Below are 21,825 nucleotides of genomic sequence, written 5' to 3' on the forward strand. Positions count from 1 at the left end.
GCATTGGCTTGGCAACCGCACTCAGCGGCCGCGGGTCCAGCGGGATTGCGAGGCGTAAAGCGGGGATTTGACCGCCAGGGCCACCAAGCCGTAGACCAGAAATCCGGCCGGATCCGCCGCCAGCAGCTTCAGAACCGCACCACCGCCAGCGGGCGGCTTGTCGTCATTGGGCAGCAGCTGCGGATACCGGGCGGCCACTTCCGCCACTCCGGCGTTCTGACGCCGCCGCACCCGCACCAGATTGCGGAACCCCTCCACCATCGGCCAGCTGTAGCCTGCCGCCACCTGCACCCGCTCCGCCGGGGCAAAGTTCAGCCGGGCAAAGGTGTCATCGGCGATGATATCCGGCCAATCCCCCCAGCGCTCCCGTCCGGCGCGGCTCATGGCAAAGACGCCGAACCCGGGCACCCCGCGGGTGAAGAACGGCAGCCGTGTCCACAGCCGCGCATAGGCCCGGGTTACCGCGCTGCGGGCAGGGGCCACCTGCGGGCGGCCGCTGGCATACCGGGGCGCGCCATTCGCCAGGGCCTCAGCCAGCTGCGCAATCAGTGCGGGCGAGACCGCCACGTCGGCATCCAGATAAATCAGGATATCCCCGCGCGCCGCGCCATCGCCCGCCGTCAGCGCCCGCAATTTCCCGCCCTCCGGCAGTTCCAGCACTTCAAGCGTCCAGCCGGGCGGCGGCTCAAATGCCCGGGCCAGCGCCGCGGTTTCGTCAGTGCAGCCATTGGCCAAAACCAGCACTTCGCCCGTCATGCCCTGCGGCAGCGGCGCGGAGGCAAACACGCCCTCCAGGCAGGCCCCGATATAGCCCGCCTCATTGTGGGCCGGGATCAGCACCGACACCCGGGGGCTCACTTCGCCGCCTCCAGCGCATCCCAGCGCGGGTTGGTATCGCTCAAGGTGCGCAAGGCGCCCCAGCTGCCCCATTTTCCGGGCGCGCCCGCATCGGCGTAAGCGGTGAACAGCGCCCCCCCAAGCGCGCGCCAGCCCGCCAGCAGCTCGCGGTAGAGCGCCCCCATTTCGGGCGTGTAGTTGAAATGAGTGAAAAAGCCGGTCAGCGCGCCGTCCTCCACCATCGGGCCGATCCCGACCACATGGCTGCCGCCCTCATACATGATCAAGTCCAGCCCGTGCTTTTGCGCGACGCCTGCATGATAGGGCAGCACCCGGCCCAGCAAATCCGCCAGCGTGTCGGCGCTGTCGCCCGAGATCAGCCCGTCGCGCAGCTCCGCACCGGCCTGGGCTGAGGCCGCATCATACTGGTGCTGCTCGATAAACTCCGCCGCTGTGGCCCCCGCCAGCCCCCGCTCCGCAGCCGCCGCCCGGGCCTGGTCCCGGCTGGCGGCAATCCAGGCCCGGACCTGCCCGGCGCGCTCTTCCAGTCCCAGGATGCCGCCGAAGTACCCGGTTACCGCATAGGCGTCGAAATAGGCCGCGGGCGCCAGCCGGTCCGCCCGTTCCGCCTTCCACAGCGGTGCCGCCAGCACCTGCTCCTCCAGCCCCAGCCAGCCGGTCTGCGAGGAGATCACCCGCACCAGCCGCTTGCTGTCCGCTCCGAAGACCTCCGTCCAGATCTGCGCCACTTCCGCCGCGCGGCCGCCATAAAGCTGCATCCACAAGCCTTCGCCGCCCCAGCGCGCCTGGGCCTGCGCATCGGCCCAGGCCGCCTGCTGAAACTGCCAGTTCCACACCTCGTTGGAATATTCCGCATAGGCGCGCAGACCTTCGTCCAGCCCTTGCTCAACCAGCCGGGCAAACTGGCGGACGTAAGTGTCATCCGCCATATGCGGCATGGTGAACCAGGCATCGGCCCCCAGCGTATTGGCCAGCGCCAGCATCACCTCGGCCGGAACCCCCTTCAGCGCCCAGGTGTAGTCCTGCGGCAGCGGGCGGTCCTCCCAGCCGGTCTGGGCCGAGTCATTGGTGGCCATCCAGTCCATGAACCGCAGCGCGGCAAAGCCGTCCAGCCGCTCCAGCCACAGCGGGTTGAACAGGGTGCCGCTGTCAAACGCCTCCAGATGCTCTTCCTTCACCACGGTGATATTGCGCACATATCCGCCATCCCGGCCCATGCGCTGGATGCGGATTTCCACCGGGCCGGGGCCGGGGGTGTAGCCGAACCGCACCTCGCCCTTGCCATAGCGGACGTTTTCCGCGCGGCCCGCGACCTCGACGATGCCCTCGCCCTCGAACCGCAGAACATAGCGGCCCTTCAGGGACACCGCCTCCTGCGGCAGGTCGGTCAGGATCACCGTGCCGATGGAGCCCAGTTCCGGCGGGATCGCGGTGGGCCAGCCATCCGGATCGAGATAGCCCGCCGCCTGCAGATCGCCGTGATCCGCGCCGCCCCACTGGCCGGGCAGGTGGCCGATCCAGGGCCGCGCGGTTTTGAAGTGGTCCAGGAACGGGGCCTGGGTGCTCCAGTCGGCAATGCCCGCCAGATTGATGGCGACGGGCTGGCGCACGGGCGGCCCCGCCAGTAGCGGCTCTGCTGCCGCCGGCGATGCGTTCAGCACGGGGAGCACCGGATCCTGCGGCAGCGCCGCCGGCTCCGCAGGCAGGGCTGCGGTGCGCAGGCTGCCGCCTTGCGCTGCGGCCCAGGCAATGTCCTGCAGCCGCGCCGCCAGCTCTGGCGCCGGCGCGGGATAGGGCTTGCCCCAGCGGTCCGTCAGCCGGTGCGGCAGGCCCGAGGGGTTTTCCCCGGTCAGCACCGCGTATTGCAGCAGCGCCAGGAAGTAAAAGCCGGTGGCGTTGGGGTGGATGTCATCGGCAAAGACATCACGGATACTGGCAAGCCCGGGCATCGTGCCCGCCTGAATGGCATCGTCCAGCCGCGCCATCGCCTGGCCTGCGGGCAGCAGTTTCACATCGCCGCCGGTTGCGGCATTGACCTCCTCCACCACCGCCTGCCAGTGCGGCAGGTCCTGTTCCAGCCGCTGCCGCCACGGCACATCCGCACCGTCATCAAACGGCACCGCTGTGCCGGTGCCGCTGTTCAGGCTGTGCCAGGTTTCCTGCAAATAGAACTGCACCTCCGGGTTGGCGGCGCGGGCCAGCTCATAGAACTGCGTCACCGCCTGTTCCGTGCCGCTCCATTTCAGGTGATTGGCCAGCGGAATCGCTTCCGTCACGATCACCGCACCGGCAGGAGCGCGCAGTCTTTCACGTGAATCAACACCCTCGGCACTGCCGCTGTGCTGCCAGTTATAGCTGAGCGGCGCACCGTTGATGATCTGCGCCTCCACCGTGGCCTCGGCGCGGGTGTCCAGCAACTGGTCCAGCATCTGCGGATTGTCCGGCCCGAACAGCGAATGGCCGATCATCACAACCGAGGTGATCAGCGCCTCCAGGTTCATGCCGGGCCCTCTGCCGCCGCCAGACCGGTGCGGGGCAGGGCGCGCACGGTCTCCCACACGATTGCCTGCACTTTCGCCGCCGCGTCGGGGCTGAACGCTTGCGCCGCGCTGCCGTCTGCCCGGGCCAGCGCATGAGGCAGCCCTGCGGGAGAGCGCTGGTACAGCACCGCGTAATGGGTCAAGGCAATCACATAGGCCCCCAGATCATTGATATGGATCGGGTCCAGTCCGCCGTCAGGCGTGCGCGCAAACAGCGATTCACGTGAAGCCAGTCCGGGCACCTCCCCGGCCTCCGCAGCCCGCGCCACTGCCGCCAGCACCTGCCCGCCGGGGATCAGATACACCGGGTGGCCCGGATTGCGGCGGCTGTCCGGCGCCAGAAGCTTGCCGGTCCACAGCGTTTCCAGATCACTGCCGATCCGCTCCAGCCAGCCCTCGGGGTCATCCAGCCGGTGCCAGGTCTCATAAAGGTAAAGCCGGGTCTGCGCTGAGCCCTGCCGCGCCAGATCCCCCCATTTTCCCAGATACTTGGCCGCGTCGAAATACTTGACCGCATCGCGCAGCTCGACCATCTCGGTCAGAACCACGGCGCCGTAGTCGCCCGACCCGACGGCCTCCTTCGCATCGCGGTAGGCAGGCGCGCGGTTGGCGGTTTCGAAATCGAGGATGTTTTCCTCCGGCTCCCAATGCGCCCGCAGCGGCGTGCCCGACCCCAGCTGGCTGTTATACTCATGCCCCTTGGGCGCCAGCTGCGCCAGCATATGCGGCATGTCCGGCCCGACCAGCGAATGGCCCAGGTGAAACACCCTGAGCGGCCCCTCCGGCGGGGTCAGCGGCGGCGGCACCGGCACGCTGCGGCTGCGGGTTGCAAACACCATCAGCCCCAGCGTGGCAGCCGCCGCCGCCAGCGCCAGGAACCCGCGCCGCCCCATCATCGGCGCCCCCGGATTTCCGCCGTGGTCATGATCAGCCCGGCCCCGATCGCAAACCGCCCGCCGACGGACTCGCCGCGGGCAAACGGCGGCCGGTCGGCAGTGAAAAACGCCTGATAAGCCGCCGCCGCCAGATCGAATTCCAGCTCCATCCCGTCAAAGCCGTAAAACGCCCGGCTCAGCGTGTACTGGCATTTATAGGCCGCTTCCTTGGCGGAAAAGATCACCTTGGCCATCTGCCCGGGATTGTCCTGGCCCCTTAGCCAGGCCTGTTCCCGCGCCGAGCAGATCGCGGGCAGCAGGTCGTCCTTCAGCGGCGTGTCTTCCTCCACGTCGATGCCCAAGGCCTGCACGTCGCCTGCGCGGGCCAGCACCGCCATGGCGCAGCTCTTGGTGTGGGTGATCGAGCCGACCACCCCCGCAGGCCAGACCGGCGCCCGGTCGCTGCCGACCTGCACCGGGGCAGGGGGGATCTGCAGCTGCCGCATCGCCTGATGCACGGCGGACCGCCCGGCGGCAAACTCGTTGCGCCGCTTTTCCACCGCGTTGGGCGACAGCCCTGCGGCCTCATCAGCCAGCGGCGGCGGCGGCGTGCCCAAGGGGTCCGCCCCGGCCAGCGCCACATCGGCGGCAAAAAGCGGCCGGACCAGGGCCAGCCGCTCTGCCAGTTTGCTGTTGGTCTCTGTCATCCGGCCCTTGCCCTGCGGTTTGCCCGCATGGCCCGCCGCTTCGACATGGTGTCGGCGCGGTCCGGCCCTGCGTCTGCCTCAGGCTGTTTTTCCGTATTTGCCGGGGTGCCTGCAAGCCCTTCGATATGCGCCGCCAGCCCCGCCAGCGTCGGATAGCGGAAGATGTCGGTGATCGACAGCGCCGCCGTGCCCAGTTCCGTGCGCAGCTCCCGGTGCGCCTGCACCGCCAGCAGGGAATGGCCGCCCAGGGCAAAGAAATTGTCCTGCGCCCCAATGCCGCTGACGCCCAGGATCCGGCTCCAGACGGTAGCGATCCTGGCCTGCGCACCGGCATCCAGCGGCACCGCCGGGGCGGCCTCAACCCGCGCAGGCTGCGGGTCCGGCAGCGCCTTGCGGTCGATTTTCTTGTTTGGCGTCAGCGGGAAAGCCTCGAGCGTGACGATATGCGCGGGCACCATGACCTCCGCCAGCCGGGCCGCCAGCGCCTGTTTCAGCGCCTCCCCGGACACCGGCGCAGAGGTTGTGACATAGCCGGCGAGCTGTTCCGCTCCGGCCTCTCCGCGCGGCACCACCACGGCACCTGTCACGCCAGGCTGTGCTGCCAGCGCTGCCTCGATCTCCCCCAGCTCAATCCGCTGGCCGCGGATCTTCACCTGGTGATCGGTGCGGCCCAGGAACATCAGGCTGCCTTTTGCCGTCCAGCGCACCAGATCGCCGGTGCGGTACAGGCGGCCCGCAGCGAACGGTGTGTTAACGAACCGTTCAGCGGTCAGCTCCTGCCGCTGCCAGTAGCCCGCCGTGACACCCGCGCCGCCGATATACAACTCCCCCGGCGTTCCCGCGGGGACAGGCGCTTGATTTTCGTCCAGCACATAGACCTGCGTGTTGGCAACCGGCGTGCCAATCCCGGCTGTCCCTGCGGGGACAGCGGAGATTTTCTCGACGGTGGACCAGATCGTGGTCTCGGTCGGGCCGTACATGTTGCGGATCTCTGCCCGGGTCGCGTCCTTCAAGGCCTGCACCAGATCGCCGGGCAGCGCCTCGCCGCCGACCAGCAGATGCTGCAGCTGGCCCAGGCAGGCGCTGGCGTCCGCGTCCGCGGCTATCATCCGCGCCATCGACGGGGTGCATTGCATATGGCTGACCCCATGCCGCACGATCTGCGCCGCCAGCGAGAAGTCATCCGCCGCCAGCTCCTGCGGCGCGTTCGACAGGCGCAGCACCTCGGCCAGCGGTTTCAGCCCTTCCAGAACCACATCAGGCGCGATGCCGTAGTCGATCAGGCAGGCGACCTCATCCACGCCGATGCGCTTCAGCTGCTCGACCCGCTGGCAGGCGTCCTGGATGGTGCCGAACAGGCCGGACTCTTCGAAATACCGCTCGAACGCGAAGTCGAGGATCGCCTCCAGCTCTTCCTCGGACAGCATCCCCAGGTCCATCTCGAAGGGGTTGTTGACGCCCTCGGGTTTCTTGAAGGCCGGAAAGGCCCAGGCGTATTGCTTGATCAGCCCGGCGGCAGAGCGCAGATAGTCCTTCATCGGCTCCCGCGCCACCTTACGGGCCTCCTCGCGGGTCTCCGCCAGATAGCTGTGCAGCATCAGCGTGACCCTGAAATCCGCGGGGTCATGGCCCGCCTTACGCAGGGCGTCGTGGTAGATGCGGATCTTGCCTGCCACCTCCTCGATGCTTTGCCCCAAAAGGTGGGTCAGCACATTGGCCCCGATCGCCCCGGCCTCGCGCCAGGTTTCCGGGTTGCCCGCGGTGGTGACCCAGACAGGCAGCTCCTTGGACACCGGGCGGGGCTGGGTGATCACGCTGTGCGCACCGCCGTCCTTGCGCGGGAAGGCCACTTCCTCGCCGCGCCACAGCTTGCGCACGGTTTCGATGGCGTCAAACATCGCGGCCTTGTTGGCGGGCGGGGTGTTTTCGGGGCGCAGGATGAAATCATCCGGCTGCCAGCCGGAGGCAAAGCCGATGCCCGCACGCCCCGCGGTCAGGTTGTCGATCACCGCCCATTCCTCGGCAATCCGCGCCGGATGGTGCAAAGGCGCCACGCAAGAGCCGGAGCGCACGCCGATATTCCGCGTCACCGCCGCAACCGCGGCGCCGGTGACCGACGGGTTCGGGTAAGGCCCGCCAAAAGCGTGGAAATGGCGCTCCGGCGTCCAGACCGCGTTGAAACCGTGCCGGTCGGCGAACTTGGCGCCTTCCAGCAGCAGATGGTATTTCTGCGGCCCCGGCCCGTCGTCATTGCCCCAGTAGAACAGGTTGAAATCCATCTTCCGGCTGCTGAGCGCCACAGGGCCCTTGGACAGCTCCAGCCGGCTTTCGTCGCTGGACAGAACCAGTTTCAGGCCGCGCGAAAGGGGCCAGAACAGCTCCAGCACCGAAATGTCGAAGCTGAGGCTGGTGACGGCCAGCCAGGCATCACCCTCCTGATGCGGGATGCGGGCGTCCATGCCGGTGAAGAAGTTCGACACATTGGCATGGGTGACCATCACCCCCTTGGGCAGGCCGGTAGAGCCGGAGGTGTAGATGAGATAGGCCAGATCGCTGCCGGTGGCGCCGCCGGAGATGTTTTCCCCGGCTGTCCCCGCGGGGACGGTTTCGATATCCAGCACTTCAGCGTCCGAGGCAGGCAGGCTGGCGGCCAGCGCGCTTTGCGTCACGATCACCTGCGCCTGGCTGTCTGCGATGTAATGCGCGATGCGGTCAGCGGGATAGGCAGGATCCAGCGGCACATAGGCGCCGCCGGCCTTCATCACCCCAAGCGCGGCAAACACAAGGTCCGGCGCGCGGCGGATGTAAATGCCGACATGGCTGCCCGGTTTCACGTTCATTTCACGCAAGCGGGCGGCCACCGCATTGGCGCGGGCGTTGACTTCGCCGTAGGTGAAGCTCTGGTCTTCGAACACCAGCGCAGTTGCGTCCGGGGTCTTGGCCGCCTGCGCCTCAAACGCCGCGTGGATGGTCTGACCGGCGGGGTACTCCGCGGCGGTGTTGTTCCAGTCCTCCAGCAGCAGCTTGCGCTCGGCTTGCGGCAGGATGGGCAGCTCTGCGACCGGGCGGTTTGCGTCTTCCAATATGGCGGTCAGCACCAGCTCCAGCCGGGCGGCGAGCAGTCCGGCGGATTTTGCATCCAGCCGGCTGCTGTCGGTGTGCAGCCCCATGTTGCCGCCGCAGAAGGTGACGGTGGCGATGCAGCCGCCGACCGGCAGGTCCTGGTCCAGAGACAGGCCGATTGCGGGCTGCGCCTGCGCCGGAATTGCCGGATCGCGGGCCACCAGGTCCTCAGGGAAACCGCCGTATTTCCGCGCCTTTTCAATTTCTTCTGCCATGCGGCCGGTAAGATCCTGCAGCATCTGGCCGCGCTGCGCCTGTACCGGAACCCAAGGGGAGATCAGGCCGGGCAGGTCCTCCGTGCTGCCAGCGGCGAGTGCCACATCCGCGGCGGTTTCCCCGCTGCTGAGCAGCGCCCAGGCCAGCACACCAGCCGCCGCCTGGCCCTCACTGAGGGCACCCGGCAAGGCGATCTCAGAGCGGCCGAACCCCTCCCCTCCGGCATCCGAGGCCAGCGGCACCTGCACCGGCTGCATCGCGGCAAGCCGCCCGCGCCAATGGCTTTCGCCGCCCTGGGCCGCAGCGAGGCGGGTGGTGAGCGCCTCTGCCTCAGCCGCGGTCAGGGAGGGAACCAGATCTCCGGCATGGGCCAGTTTAGTAATGTCCAGCGGCTGGCCTGCGGGCGTGGTCAGGCGGGAGAGGGTCAGGGTGCCGTCGCTTGTGGCGATTGTTATGCTGGTTTTGCGGGCTTCGAGCACCGTCCCCGGCGCGCCGCTGCCGTCCGCAACTTCGGCACCGCCAGCCAGTATGACTGTGCCGCCGATGCGCAGCTTGGCGGCGCACAGCGGGTTCCAGTAGCCGCCGGTATCCAGCGCGCGCACCAGCCGGGCCAGGTCCGCCGCGGGGCGGGTGAAATCGAGCATCCCGCCCGCTGCCGGGCGGTCGGATTTTTTGAACAGGCGGCGCTGGCTCAGGTCTTGCTTCTGGCGCTTCAGTTCACCGGTTTCCAGCTGCGTGACGACCTCGCCGAAGCTGTCCATCGCCGCGGCATAGCATTTGGAGTTGAGGCTGAAGGCGGTCTCGTCCGCCGCCACGTCGAACAGGCGCTGGGCCAGGATATCGCCCTCGTCGACGCCGCCTTCGATCAGATGCCAGGTGATGCCATGCTGCGGCTCGCCGTTGATCAGCGCCCAGTTCGGGGTGTTGAGGCCCGCGTAACGGGGCAGGGGGCCGTCGTGGAAATTGACCGCGCCCTTGGCGGCCAGGGCCAGCACCATGTCCGGGATCACGGTCAGGTTGGCAATCGACAGCAGCCAGTCAAATCCGCCGGTCAGATCCGCGGGTTTATCCAGCAGCGTAAGGCCCTTGTCCGCGGCCCAGTCGCGGATGTCGGCGTCTTGAGAGACCACCGCCCGGATCCGGTGGCCGCGGGCCAGCAGCGCATCGGCGCAGCCGATCAGGAGGGATTCATTGCCGATCAGGGCACAGGTGAATGCGGTCATTTCTGCTCCTTTGCAAGCGGAGAAGGGAGGCGCGTTTCCGAAGAGGGTGAGCGGCGCGGCGCAATCAGCGCGCGCAGGCTGTGCAGGCACAGATCGCGCAGGAAATGCGGCGGATCGGCTTGCGGCTTGTTCTGGATCAGGCGGCGCAGGCCATAAATCAGGCTGCCGCTGATGCGGGCCAGCGTGGCGGCGGTGGCATAGGCGCGGCCATGGTTTTTGGTGAAGTAGTGCAGCCGCGAGTCGAACCAGTACTGCGGCGTGCGCTGCCAGCCCTTCATGCCGGTGGAGACAGAGCCGATGTGGGCCACCTCGCTGGCGGGCACATAGTGGGTGCGCCAACCGGCGCGGGCGGCGCGGCGGCAGAGGTCGGTTTCCTCGAAATAGAGGAAGAAGGTCTCGTCAAAGCCGCCCGCGGCCTCGATCACTTCGCGGCGGATCATCAGGCTGGCGCCGGCGGTCCAATCCACCTGCACTTCGCCCTGCGGCATATCCATCGCCACCACCCAGGGCTTCAGGAGGCGGGTGAAGATGCCGGTGCGCACGCTGGCCTCGAACTCCCCCGCGATCGAGGGGAAGCGGAAGGCGGTGCGGTGCGGGTCGCCATCGGTGCCACGCACGTAGGAGCCGGCCAGCCCGGCGCCGGGATGCTCCAGCAGGAAGTCGCGCAGGGTGCGGATGGTGCCGCCCTGCACAAAGGCGTCGGAATTCAGCAGGTAATAGAACTCCGGCGCGCTGCCGCCGGCCAGGCCCGCCTGGATGCCGATGTTCATGCCCGCGCCAAAGCCGCCGTTGACCGGCGAGGCCAGCAGCCGCAGCCGCCCGCTGTCCAGCCAGCCGCGGGCCTCTGCCCCGGCGCGGATCTGCTCAAAGGAGCCGTCGCCGGAGCCGTTGTCGATGATCAGCAGCTCGCCCGGCAGGTCCTCCATCTCGCGCAGCGCGGCCTCGGCCGCCTGCAGGGTCATCTCCGGCGTGCGGTAGTTGAGAAGGATGGTAAGGATACGCTGCTGGCTCATCAGGGTCACTCCGCGGCCTGGTCGTAACGGGGCCGCCCGGCGGCGGCGTCGGCGGCGTCCAGCCGCGCCTTCACGCCTGCCGCCAGCACGCTCACGTTGGGCACCAGCACCATGCTGTCATGATCGCCCGGCACCTCGGCGACCTCGGTGGCGGGGGCCCATTGGGTCCAGTCGTTGTCGTCAAAGACATACTCGCGCTCGGCGCTGACCCAATGGCCGTTTGAGACCTGCCATTTGCGGTCCAGCGGCGGCCGGAACAGGGTGAGCGGCCCGTCCCAGGGCCTGAGGCCATAGGTCCCGACTGCGGCGCGGAAGGCCAGTTCGATCTTGCGGCTGTTGAATTCCGGCCGGGCGCCGGTCTCCGCCGGGCTGGCGCGGCGTTTCTCAAACTCCCACGCGATGCGGTTTCTGGCCCATTCGGCCAGGTAGCCCGGCCCCTTGCGGCGCAGTTCGGCGAGTTTAATCAGGGCCTTGTCGCGGCGGCTGAGTGGCGGGCGCACCGGCAGCGGCGTGTCCAGCAGGATCAGCGCGGCGGTGTCCTCGCCCTGGTCCTTCAGCTGCTGCGCCATCTCATAGGCGGTGATGCCGCCGCCGGAGAAGCCGCCCAGCAGATAGGGGCCCTGGGGCTGGATCTGGCGGATTTCGGACAGGCAGCTGCGGGCGGCGTCCTCGATTCGGCTGTGCGGCGCGGCGTCGCCCACCAGCCCTTTGGCCTGCAGGCCGTAGACCGGCCGGTCCTTGCCGACCTGCAGCGCCAAGTGGCGCAGGTTCAGCACATTGCCGAACATGCCCGCCACCAGGAAGAAGGGCCGCCGCCCGGTGCCATCGCCCGGATGCAATTGCACCAGATGGGTGTACTGCGGCTGTTCCTCCGCAGTTTGGGGCGTGTCTCCCGGTTCCGCCGCAACCCCGCCGCCGGTGCGGGCGATGATCCGCTCTGCCAGCGCGGCGACGCTGGGCGCCTCGAACAGCACCGACAGCGGGAACTCCACACCAAAGCTGCGTTTTACCTGCGCAAACAGCCGCACCGCAATCAGCGAGTGGCCGCCAAGGTCAAAGAAACTGTCCTCGATCCCGACCTGGCTGACGCCCAAAAGCGCGGCAAAGAGCTTGGCCAGCTCCTCCTCCACCGGGTTGCGCGGGGCGATGTAATCGGTGTCGAGCTGCGGGCGGTCAAAGGTCTGCGCCTCTGCCGCGGCGGGCGCGGCGCTCTGCGACGCCTGTGCAATCAGCGCGGGCAGGTCGAGCGAGGACACCACCACCTGCGGCAGCCCGGCGGCAAGCGCGCGGGCCAGCGCCTCGCCGCCGTCCTCGGCCTTGATACCGTTGGAAATGTTCAGCTGCAGACGGCGTTCCTCCGGCGACAGCGGCTGCGCGCTGCGGGCAGGCTCCAGCCCCAGCTCTGCTGCGCTGGCGTCGGGCTCGGCCGTTGCGGCTGCTGCGTCAAAGCCGGACGCGAGGCGCTGCATCCGGAAACCTTCGATCTCGGCCAGCACAGTGCCCTCCGCATCCGTCAGGGTCACGTCGAACACGGCGGAGCCGCTGCCGGGCGCGCCGGCCAGCCGCACGTGGCTGAAGATGGTCGCGATGAGCGGCGCAAAGACGCGGATGGTGCGGTAGGAGACCGGCACCCAAAGCGCATCTGCTTGATAGTCGGGGATCAGCTTCATCGCCCAGCCGGTGGCAAGGTCCATCAGGCCGGGATGCAGCAGGGTGCCGTCCTGCGCCGCAGCCTCCGGCAGGGCTAGGCAGGCAATCCCTTCGCCATTCCCCAGGGCCGCACGTTCCAGCACATGCCAGCGCGGGCCAAAGCGCAGATGCGCCTCCTGCGGGGATTGCAGGCGCCCGCCGGCAGGCGCCTGCTCCTCCGGGCATCGGGCGAAAATCTTCTGGAGGTTGAGTGCGGCGGGGCATTCTGCCACCGCCGCGGAGGCCAGCATTGCCTGACAGTTCAGAGAGTAACCATTTGTACATGCCGAGTAAACAAACAGTTCATAACCATTTTCTTTAGCTTCTAGCTTAACCAGAAGTTCTTTGGGGTCGCCGTCCTGCACAACCAGAGGGCGCAGGAAATAGAGGTCGCGGATTTCGAACGGCCCTTCGGCACCTGCTGCCGTCAGCGCCTCGGCGGCCATTTCGATGTAGCCGGTACCCGGCACCAGGGCGGTGCCGTCTGCGGTGCGATGCTCATCCAGCAGCCAGTCTGCGGTGCTGAAGCGGGGCGTGAAGATGCGGTTGCCGGCAGCGTCGAACCGCTGCTGCTGCAGCAGCGGCTGCGGGCAGGGCTCCGGCGTGCTGGCGCCTGCGGCGCTGTTGCGGGCATTCATGGCATCGGCGGCCATGCCGGTGTCTGCCCAGACACCCCAATCCACCGCCACGACGCGGGTCTGCCCGCCGGAACGGTGCTTGGCCCAGGCGTTGAGGTATTCGTTGGCGGCGATGTAATCCACCTGGCCCGCGGGCCGGGTCACGGTGGAGGAGGAGGAAAACAGCACCATCAGCTCCAGGCTGCCGTCCGGAAACACCGTGTCGAGCGCGCGCAGCCCGCTCACCTTGGGGGCCAGCACCTGCGCGATCCGGTCGTCGTCCTTGGCCAGCAGCGGGCCGTCATCAATGACGCCGGCCGCGTGGATGACGCCGGTCAGCGGGCCGTTTGCGGCCTCGGCCTGCGCGCGCGCGGTGCGCAGTTCGCCCGCGTGGCAGACGTCGGCGGCCAGCGGCAGCACGGTGCCGTTGCAGGTCTCCTCCAGCGCCATCAGCGCGCGGATGCGCCGGGCGGTGCGGTTGGCCGGGCTGTGGCTGCCGAGATACCGGTCCCAGCTGCCGCGCGGCGGCAGGCCCTCGCGGGAGATCAGCGTGATCTTCGCCCCGCAGTCCCGCATCAGATAAGCCGCGATGGCCAGGCCGATTCCGCCATAGCCGCCGGTGATCAGGTAATGGCCGCCCTGTTTGAAGGGCGGTGTCTCCGGTTCCGGCAGCGGCTGCGGGCGCCAGGTGAGTTCGAACCGCTTCTCTCCGCGCCAGGCGGCGGAGATGTTTGCGGGCTCCGCCATCAGCTCTTCCAGCAGCCGGGCGGTGATGTCCGTGTCCGCCAGGGTGCGGCGGGCAAACAGGCCCTGCGGCGGCGCTGGCAGCTCAATGTCCACGGTGGCGCAGGTCAGCCCCGGCAGCTCCCGCGGGATCACGCCGGCAGGGCCTGCGATCATCGCCTTTTCCGGATAGGGCAGGGCCTCGTCCCGGACCTGTGCGGCGCCGGTGGTAAAGACCGTGATATGCAGCGGGCCGGGCAGATCGGCATTGCCAAGCTCCTGCGCCAGCGCGGTCAGGGAGTGGAAGCCCATCTCAAGGTTGCGGTCAAAGAAGGAGGAGCCTGGGCGGAAGGTTTCCTGTTCCGTCACCAGCCAGAAATGAGCGATCCGGTGCGGCAGCAGACCGGCCCCGGCCAGATCCGCCAGCAGCGCGCCATAGGCGGCGCGGCCCTGTTCGGGCGGCAGGATATATGCGTTCGGCGACAGCTGCGCATAGGTGTCGCCGGCGCGGACGCGGGCGACGGCATGGCCTGCGGCCTCCAGCCGGGCGGCGGCGCGGGCGGCGTGGCCGGTGTCATCCTCGAAGATAAGCCAGGTTTGCGGATCTTGGCCCAGTTCCCGGTCCACGTCCCACGCGCAGTCTGCCAGCCTCGGACGCCAGGCCGGGCGGTAGCCCCAGTCTCTCAGATCCGCGTGGCGGGCCGGAGACTCAGCGTCTTCCTCCACCACAGCTCTGCCGGGTTCGATAAAGTAGCGGCTGCGCTGGAAGGCGTATCCGGGCAGCGGCAGGCGGTTGCGCCGCGCCTCGCCCCAGATCTGCCGCCAGTCGGCCTCGACGCCGCAGGCCCACAGGCGGCCGATGACGCCGAAGAAATAGCTGTCATCCATCACGTCCTGATCCGGATGGCGCAGGGAGCTGAGCACCTGGCCCTGCTTTACCGCCGGCGACATCTGCGCCAGCGCGCTGAGCGCCTTGCCGGGGCCGACCTCCAGGAACACGCGGCCCGGGGTTTGGGCGAGGGTTTCGATGCAATCGGCGTAGCGCACGGTATTGCGCAGCTGGCCCACCCAGTAATCGGCGCTGACAGCTTGGTCTGCGGTCAGGGCCGTGGCGGTGCGGTTGGAGATCACCGGCAGCTTCGGGGCGGACAGGGTCAGGGAGCGGATGAAATCTCCGTATTCCTGCAAAATGCCGTCCAGCATCCGGGAGTGGGCGGCAATGTCGATCTGGATGCGCTGGTGTTCCACCTCGCGGGCGCTCAGGTCTGCCGAAAGGCGGTCCAGCGCGTCCTGCGGGCCGGACACGGCGGTCAGCGAGGGCGCGTTGACGCTGGCGATATCCAGGTCATCGCCAATTATGGCCTCGACTTCGGCCAGCGGTAGCGCAATCGACAGCATCCCGCCCGCAGGCACGGTGTCGAACAGCCGTCCGCGCAGCAGGACAAGGTCGATGCAGTCCTCAAAAGACAGCACACCGGCGAGGCAGGCGGCAGTGTTTTCGCCCATGGAATGACCGACCAGCGCGGCAGGCCGCACGCCCCAGCTGATCCACAGCTGCGCCAGCGCGTATTCCACGATCATGATCAGCGGCAGCTGCACCGAGGGCTGCTGCAGGCGCGCATTGGCGGCGTCTTCCTCTCCCTCCTCCGGCAGCCAGAGGGCGCGGATGTCGTAGTCGAGGCTCTTTTGCAGATGCTCCAGCCCGCGGTCCATCCACTCGGCAAAGACCGGTTCGGTCTCGTAAAGATCCCGCGCCATGCCCGCATATTGCGCGCCGCCGCCGGGGAACATGAAAACAACCTCAGGCGAGTCGCCCAGGCGGTCGTGGGTGAAGACCTTGCGCGGATCGTTTTCTTCAATCAGCCGGGCGGCTTCTGCATTGGTCTCCGCCACCAGTACCCGCCGTTTGGCAAAGCCGCGGCGGCCTTCCTTCAGCGTATAGGCCACGTCCGCCAGATCGGCCTCGGGGTTGGCTTTCAGATATTCAGCCAGCGCCTGGGAGTTGGCCTCCAGCGCCGCCTTGGACTGTCCGGAAACGCAAAGGATCTGGAACGGGAAATCGCTTTCCTCCGAAGGCGCGCGCTCCGGCGCTTCCTCCAGGATCACATGGGCATTGGTGCCGCCGACGCCCAGCGAGTTGATGCCCGCCCGCCGCGGACCCTTGTGCGGCACCCAGGGCGTCAGGGCGGCGTTCACCTTGAACGGCGAGGTGTCGAAATCAATCGCCGGGTTCGGCGCCTCATAGCCCAGCGAGGGGGGGATTTCCCGGTGGTACAGCGCCAGCGCGGTCTTGGTCAGGCTGGCAACGCCCGCTGCGGTGTCCAGATGGCCGATGTTGGTCTTGACCGAACCGATGCGGCAATAGCCGGTGTCCTGCGTGCTGGCACGGTAAGCGTCGGTCAGGGCTGACACTTCGATCGGATCGCCCAGATAGGTGCCGGTGCCGTGGCATTCGACGTAATCAATGGTCTCAGCCGGGGTGCCTGCTGCTGCCAGCGCCTTTTGCACCGCTGCTGACTGGCCGCCGACGGAAGGCGCCAGATAGCCCGCCTTGTCCGCGCCGTCGTTGTTGATGGCGGACCCCTTGATCACCGCCCAGATGTGGTCGCCGTCGGCAATCGCATCCTCCAGCCGCCGCAGCGCCACCGCACCGGCGCCGGAGCCGAAGACGGTGCCTTGCGCCCGGTGGTCAAAGGCGTGGCAATGGCCGTCGGGGCTGAGGATCTCGTTCTCCTTGTAGAGATAGCCGCGGCTCTGCGGCAGCTCGATGGTGACACCGCCCGCCAGCGCCATGCCGCACTCGCCCTCGCGCAGCGCTTTGCAGGCGTAATGCACCGCCACCAGCGAGGTGGAGCAGGCGGTCTGCACGTTGACCGACGGCCCCTTGAGGTCGAACACATGGCTGACGCGGGTCGACAGGAAATCCTTGTCGTTGCCGGTATGGCGGAGCAGGAACATGCCCACGTCATCGACGAGGGCCGGGTTCGAGCAGATGTTGAAGTAGAAATAGCTGCCCATGCCGCAGCCGGCATAAACGCCGATGGGGCCAGCAATGCTTTCCGGCGGATGGCCCGCGTTTTCCATCGCGCCCCAGGCGACTTCCAGGAACTTGCGGTGCTGCGGGTCGAGAATGGCAGCCTCTTTCGGGCTGAAGCCGAAAAACTCGGCATCAAATTCGTCAAACCCCTGCAGACGGGCCGCGGCGGGCACATAGTTCGGGTCGGCCAGGGCCGAGGCGCGTTCGCCATGTGCCAGCAGCGTCTCGCGGTCCAGAACCTCAATCAATTCGATCCCTGCGCGCAGGTTCTGCCAGAACGCCTCGGCAGAGCCTGCGCCCGGCACCGTCACCGACAGCCCGACAATGGCAATATCACCGTGCGTAATCTGTTCGGCAGCGCCCGCCGCTGCGGTAATTCCATCCTGCATCGTCAATACCTGACCCCACTGGCCCTTCGCAAACAGCCCGGCACGCCGCAGCCAGTCCGCTTTGCGAAAATGGCAGGGCCCGCCGGACGGGTTTATTATCCGGTGCCGGGATTTTTCCCGGCGGCTGCTCCGGCCTTGCGGCATAGATCCCCATCTGCTCCGCGGGGCCGGATGAATTCTTGTTTATCTTCGTCAATCCATGCGGCTGTCCTATGGACGCATTGTGTTGAATTGGGCCGGAAAAGCGGAAAGATTGCGGCATCACAGGATGCTGCGCCGCTCAGCGCCTGCGGTGTCAGGCAGCATTGCCTGCGCGCCGCCGAACAGCGCAGGGCGCGGGCGGAACACATCCGGGTACAGCAGCCGCTCAGCATAGCCCAGAACCGATCCCGCGCACATCCAGGTGATCGGGACCAGCGTCGCGTTCAGCAGCATGTCGACCATGGTGGCCGCCAGAATCAGCGCAATCGGCGCGGCATAGGGCGAGACGCTGCCGGCAGGCGCCCGCCGCGCGGCAGAGGCCAGCAGCATCAGCGGCGCCGCCAGCAGCCCCATCTCGGCGATGTAACCCAGCCAGCCGAAGGTGCCGAAGACGATGATCCAGCGCCCGTCCGGGACCGACAGGATCTGCCCGGTCTCCTCGTGCCGCACCAGGTTGCGGCCCCAGCCGCCCCAGCCGAACCACGGTTTTTCCGCAGCCCTGGCAAGCAGCTGCGCTTCGTTCTCGAACCGGTAGTTCAGCGAATGCGCCCGCTCGGCACTGATCACCTCGGCCTGTGCCACCAGCGCTTCGGTCGGCACCAGTCCGGTGTTGCGCAGCATCGGGTAGACCACCGCGATCACCGCCAGCAGCAGGGCCGCCCGCAGCTGCCAGCGCAAGGGCGCCAGCGCCACGACGGGCACAAAAGCCAGCGCATAGGCGAGCGAGGCCAGACTCTTGCACAGCACCAGCACCGCAAACAGATAGGCGGCCGCCAGCGCCAGGCGCAGCCGCTGCCCGCCGGCGGTGGCACGGGCCAGGGCGGTGGCCGCCAGCAGCGCCGACAGCATGAAGAACGCCAGCCACAGGGCATGCGGCAGGAACACGATGGGCCGGAAGCCGCCCTGACGCATCATCTGGCTGAAGTCATGCTGGAAGAAACCGTAGACCCAGACGTTGATTTGCGGGCTGAACCGGATCTCGACCAGCGACGGGATGGTATAGGCCAGCGCGCCGATCATCAGCGCCAGCAGCAGCTCGCGCTGGGCGTCGGGCGTGGAGAGGTAGCGGCGGGCCAGCAGGAACGGGATCAGCACGATCATCTGGTTGATGATGACGGAACCCAGGTCGCGCCAGCGCAGGCCCGGCAGCTGATCGGTCAGGAAGATAATCGGGTCGGAATTGGCGATCTTGCGGAACAGGATCGGCTCGCCATTGGTCAGCACCGTGGGGATGACGCCGAACACGAACAGCAGCGTCAGCAGCCGCACTGCCGGATGCCGCGGCAACAGCGGCACCGGCTTGCGCAGCAGCCCTGCGCACAGCACAAAGGCCATCACCGAGGGAATGGCGAATTTGTCCATATCCGGCACCAGCGGCAGGTCGAACTCGGCCAGCGGCGGCAGCAGCAGATAGCCCGCAATCAGGCACCACAGGATCGCCCGTTCCAGCGGCAGACGCCGGAACAGCACCAGGCTGACCAGCGGCCAGGCCAGCAGCATCAGATAGGCCAAGGCATTGGGCACAGGCCAGTTTCTCCTCGTTCCCCGGTCGTTGGTTCAAAGTTTAACGATTGCCGCGGGCGCTGTCGCGCGGATTTGCAAGAACCGGTAAACGGTGTGCAGCGATGCCACGCTGGCGGCCGGGGCCGGCGGGCTGTGCTGGCCTGACGCGGATGCCGGATGTATCAGGGAATTGTCTAAGACCGGGGGATGCAGTGTATTTCGATTTCAACGGCCGCCGGGTGGCGGTGAACATGCCCCGCCGGGCGCTGCTGGAGGCGGAGATCCGGGCGCGGTTCAAGGCGCGCCAGGGCTTTGCCCTGGCCACGGTCAACCTGGACCACTTGGTCAAACTGGCGCAGTCGCCGGAGTTCCTGGCCGCCTACCAGGCGCAGGATCTGGTGGTGGCGGACGGGCGCCCGATCGTCTGGCTGTCGCGGCTGGCGGGCCGCCCGGTGGAGCTGATGCCGGGCTCGGATCTGGTGCTGCCGCTGTGCCGCCTGGCGGCCGGGGCCGGGGTGCCGGTGGCGCTGGCCGGCAGCACAGAAGAGGCGCTGGCAGACGCCGCGGAGGCGCTGGCCGCCGAAGTGTCCGGGCTGGACATCGCCTGGTGCCACGCCCCCTCGGGCCGGTTCGATCCGGAGGGCGAGGAGGCCGACCGGATCCTGCACCGGCTGGATGAGACAGGCGTCGGCCTGTGTTTCCTGGCGCTGGGCGCCCCCAAGCAGGAGCGTCTGGCGCAGCGCGGCCGCCGGCTGGCGCCGCGCACCGGCTTTGCCAGCATCGGCGCCGGGCTGGATTTCCTCGGCGGCCATCAGAAGCGCGCCCCTGCCTGGGTGCGGGCGATCGCGATGGAGTGGCTGTGGCGGGCGCTGTCCAGCCCGACCCGGCTGCTGCCGCGCTATGCCAGATGCCTGGCCATCCTGCCTGCCCAGATGCTCAAAGCCTGGCGGATCCGGACCCGCTGAGCAGCCTGATGCGAGGCTCTGCCTCGCGCTCCGGGATATTTGCAGCCAGATGAAGACCGGATCCTTTTTTCATCTGGCTGCAAATATCCTGGGGTGAATTGGCCGGAAGGCCAAGAGGGGCAAAGCCCCCGGCAATGCTACTTGTACTCCAGAATGCCGCGCGCCGTGCCGCGCCGCCGCCGCCAGTGGTACTCCAGCGCGCCGGAGGCTTCGGCAAATTTGCCCAGTACCGAAAACAGCGCCCGTTCATACCCCATGCGTCGGGACAGGCGCAGGACCTGGACCGGGTAGATCAGCGCCGCCAGCAGCAGGGCAGGGCTGATCAGCCCGGCAGCCGCGATGGCGGCGGGCAGCACCGCGCCCCAGGTGAGCGCGCGGCGGGTCTCGGTGCGCCAATGGCGCTCCGGTCCCGCGCCATGCAGCGCAGCCCCCTCGGCAAAGGCGTGGCCTGCGCGGCGGCTGCGGTTCCACCACTGGCCAAAGCGCAGCATCTGCGCGTCGTGCAGCGTCATCTCAGCGTCCAGCCGCCAGATTTCCCAGCCCGCCCGCCGCAGCCGCAGGCACAGTTCCGGCTCCTCGCCGGCAATCAGGCTCTCGCGGTAGCCGCCCGCGGTATAGACCGCCGCCACCCGCATCATCGCATCGCCGCCGCAGGCCGCGGCTTCGCCAACGGGGGTGTCCCATTCGGCGTCGCACAGCCGGTTATAGACCGACGCCTGCGGAAACCGCTCCCGCCGCCGCCCGCAGGCCGCCGCGGCCCGGGGCCGGGTTCGCAGGAACTCCGCCGCGGCTGGAATCCAGCCCGGGTCCACCTCGCAGTCGCCGTCCACGAATTGCACCAGCTCGATCCCGCCCCGCAGGGCGGCCAGACCGGCATTGCGGGCACGGGCGGCGGTGAAGGGGCGGCTGAGGTCCAGATCCACAACCTCAGCGCCCAAGCGCCGCGCCGCCTCCGCCGAGCCATCACTTGAACCGCTGTCCACGTAGATCAGCTGCTGCACCTGCCCTTGCAGGGAGCGCAGGCAGCGGATCAGGCGCGCGCCTTCGTTGCGGCCGATCACCACCGCGCCGATGGACGCCGCACTCATGCGCCGTCTCCGGCCATCCGGGCGCTGTACCCCGGCGCGCAGCGCAGGAAGCCCCGGCGCTGCAGACCGGCGATGCTTGCGTCTTCCAAGGCCGCATCTGACCACAGGCTCAGCTCCGGCTGCGCCTGCATTGCGTCGCTGCGCAGCCTGTCCTCGCCATGTTCGGAGACCGCCTCGGCCCGGGTCTGCAGATCGCGTGCCAGGCTGTCGCCGGCAAACTTGTAGTGGCGGATCAGCCCTTCGACGTCCGCCACCGCCACCCCGGCAGAGACATGCGGATGCACTGCCGCCTGCACGCCGGGGCCGTTGAACACCAGCGGGTGCTTGCTGAGGCAGCAGCGCTCGCCGAAGACCTTGCCGCGGACCCCGCCATACAGCATCCGCGCCCCGCCCGGCGGCAGGCTGTTCTGGCGCAGGTAATAGGCCAGCCCGGTCTCCGCGGCGGCGTAATCCAGCGCCTGCACCGTGCTGATATCGCAATAGCGGAAGGCCTTTACCGCGCCGCGATAGGGCAGCCCGCGGGCCGCCGCCAGCGGGCCCTTGGGGAACATCTCCAGCATCTGCGCCTGCAGCGCGGTATAGCCTTGCTGCGCCAAATAGCCGGTCAGCCCGGGCAGCCCGGCGGTGCCGCTGCCTTCGAAATCGAGCAGTTCGTCCATGTCGGCAAACAGACACCAGCGGTCCTGGCCATACCGGCTGGCGGCATAGGCGCGGAAGCTGTTCTCAAACTCCAGCCAGGGCAGGGCGGAGCGCAGCACTGCGGTGCCCGGCTCCTGCAGGATGCGCTCCACGGTGCCATCCGTCGAGCCATTGTCGATGAAGACAAAGCAGGAGACGCCGAGCCGCCGGTAATGCTCGAAAAAGACGTCGAGGTAATAGGCCCCGTCCCGCACCAGCGCGATCAGCACCGCCTCCTGCGGGGCGGCAAACCGGCGGGCGGGGCCGTGCAGATGCTGCAGCGACCTGTGCAGCCTTGCGCGGTGCAGGGCGTCTTGCGCCATCCTCCCGGCGCGGGCCGCCAGCCTGTGGCCGAATGATTTGTGCACGCGGGGCTCCGT

11 protein-coding genes are annotated in these 21,825 nt (G+C 68.2%); 1 reads left to right on the plus strand and 10 read right to left on the minus strand.

Annotation, left to right across the window (positions count from 1 at the left end; translation table 11 throughout):
• Positions 1-21: 21 nt before the first annotated feature.
• From R2C4_RS03930 to R2C4_RS03965, 8 genes are all read right to left on the minus strand, one after another.
• Positions 22-858 carry a glycosyltransferase family 2 protein gene (locus tag R2C4_RS03930; RefSeq protein WP_141889667.1) on the minus strand — a complete coding sequence of 279 codons (837 nt, stop codon included), beginning with the start codon at positions 856-858 and terminating at the stop codon, positions 22-24.
• Positions 855-3,359 carry a hypothetical protein gene (locus R2C4_RS03935; RefSeq protein ID WP_141889668.1) on the minus strand — a complete coding sequence of 835 codons (2,505 nt, stop codon included), beginning with the start codon at positions 3,357-3,359 and terminating at the stop codon, positions 855-857. Before R2C4_RS03935 ends, R2C4_RS03930 begins: the two co-directional genes overlap by 4 nt.
• Positions 3,356-4,294, minus strand: coding sequence for a hypothetical protein (locus tag R2C4_RS03940; RefSeq protein WP_414671956.1), 939 nt, complete (start codon positions 4,292-4,294; stop codon positions 3,356-3,358). The genes R2C4_RS03935 and R2C4_RS03940 overlap by 4 nt, the downstream gene beginning before the upstream one ends.
• Positions 4,291-4,980 carry a 4'-phosphopantetheinyl transferase family protein gene (locus R2C4_RS03945; protein WP_141889669.1) on the minus strand — a complete coding sequence of 230 codons (690 nt, stop codon included), beginning with the start codon at positions 4,978-4,980 and terminating at the stop codon, positions 4,291-4,293. Before R2C4_RS03945 ends, R2C4_RS03940 begins: the two co-directional genes overlap by 4 nt.
• Positions 4,977-9,542 carry a MupA/Atu3671 family FMN-dependent luciferase-like monooxygenase gene (locus tag R2C4_RS03950; protein WP_141889670.1) on the minus strand — a complete coding sequence of 1,522 codons (4,566 nt, stop codon included), beginning with the start codon at positions 9,540-9,542 and terminating at the stop codon, positions 4,977-4,979. The genes R2C4_RS03945 and R2C4_RS03950 overlap by 4 nt, the downstream gene beginning before the upstream one ends.
• Complete coding sequence (locus R2C4_RS03955; protein ID WP_141889671.1) at positions 9,539-10,555, minus strand: glycosyltransferase family 2 protein; 1,017 nt, start codon at positions 10,553-10,555, stop codon at positions 9,539-9,541. The genes R2C4_RS03950 and R2C4_RS03955 overlap by 4 nt, the downstream gene beginning before the upstream one ends.
• A gap of 5 nt (positions 10,556-10,560) precedes the next feature.
• Positions 10,561-17,010: a type I polyketide synthase gene (locus R2C4_RS03960; protein ID WP_141889672.1), complete on the minus strand. Its 6,450-nt coding sequence runs from the start codon at positions 17,008-17,010 to the stop codon at positions 10,561-10,563.
• A 261-nt stretch (positions 17,011-17,271) separates the two neighbouring features.
• The gene (locus R2C4_RS03965; RefSeq protein ID WP_141889673.1) at positions 17,272-18,735 is read right to left on the minus strand and encodes a hypothetical protein; all 1,464 of its coding nucleotides are present in this window, start codon (positions 18,733-18,735) and stop codon (positions 17,272-17,274) included.
• A 191-nt stretch (positions 18,736-18,926) separates the two neighbouring features.
• On the opposite strand from R2C4_RS03965, the gene R2C4_RS03970 reads away from it, so the two are divergent.
• The gene (locus R2C4_RS03970) at positions 18,927-19,679 is read left to right on the plus strand and encodes a WecB/TagA/CpsF family glycosyltransferase (protein WP_141889674.1); all 753 of its coding nucleotides are present in this window, start codon (positions 18,927-18,929) and stop codon (positions 19,677-19,679) included.
• Positions 19,680-19,816: 137 nt separating this feature from the next.
• Here R2C4_RS03970 and R2C4_RS03975 read toward each other — a convergent pair whose 3' ends face one another.
• Both R2C4_RS03975 and R2C4_RS03980 read right to left on the minus strand, forming a co-directional pair.
• Positions 19,817-20,767 (minus strand): glycosyltransferase family 2 protein, encoded by a 951-nt coding sequence (locus tag R2C4_RS03975; RefSeq protein ID WP_141889675.1) that lies wholly within the window; start codon positions 20,765-20,767, stop codon positions 19,817-19,819.
• The gene (locus R2C4_RS03980; protein WP_244940776.1) at positions 20,764-21,813 is read right to left on the minus strand and encodes a glycosyltransferase family 2 protein; all 1,050 of its coding nucleotides are present in this window, start codon (positions 21,811-21,813) and stop codon (positions 20,764-20,766) included. The genes R2C4_RS03975 and R2C4_RS03980 overlap by 4 nt, the downstream gene beginning before the upstream one ends.
• Positions 21,814-21,825: the final 12 nt, after the last annotated feature.

It is taken from the genome of Leisingera aquaemixtae (assembly GCF_006740765.1).
Classification (GTDB): domain Bacteria; phylum Pseudomonadota; class Alphaproteobacteria; order Rhodobacterales; family Rhodobacteraceae; genus Leisingera; species Leisingera aquaemixtae.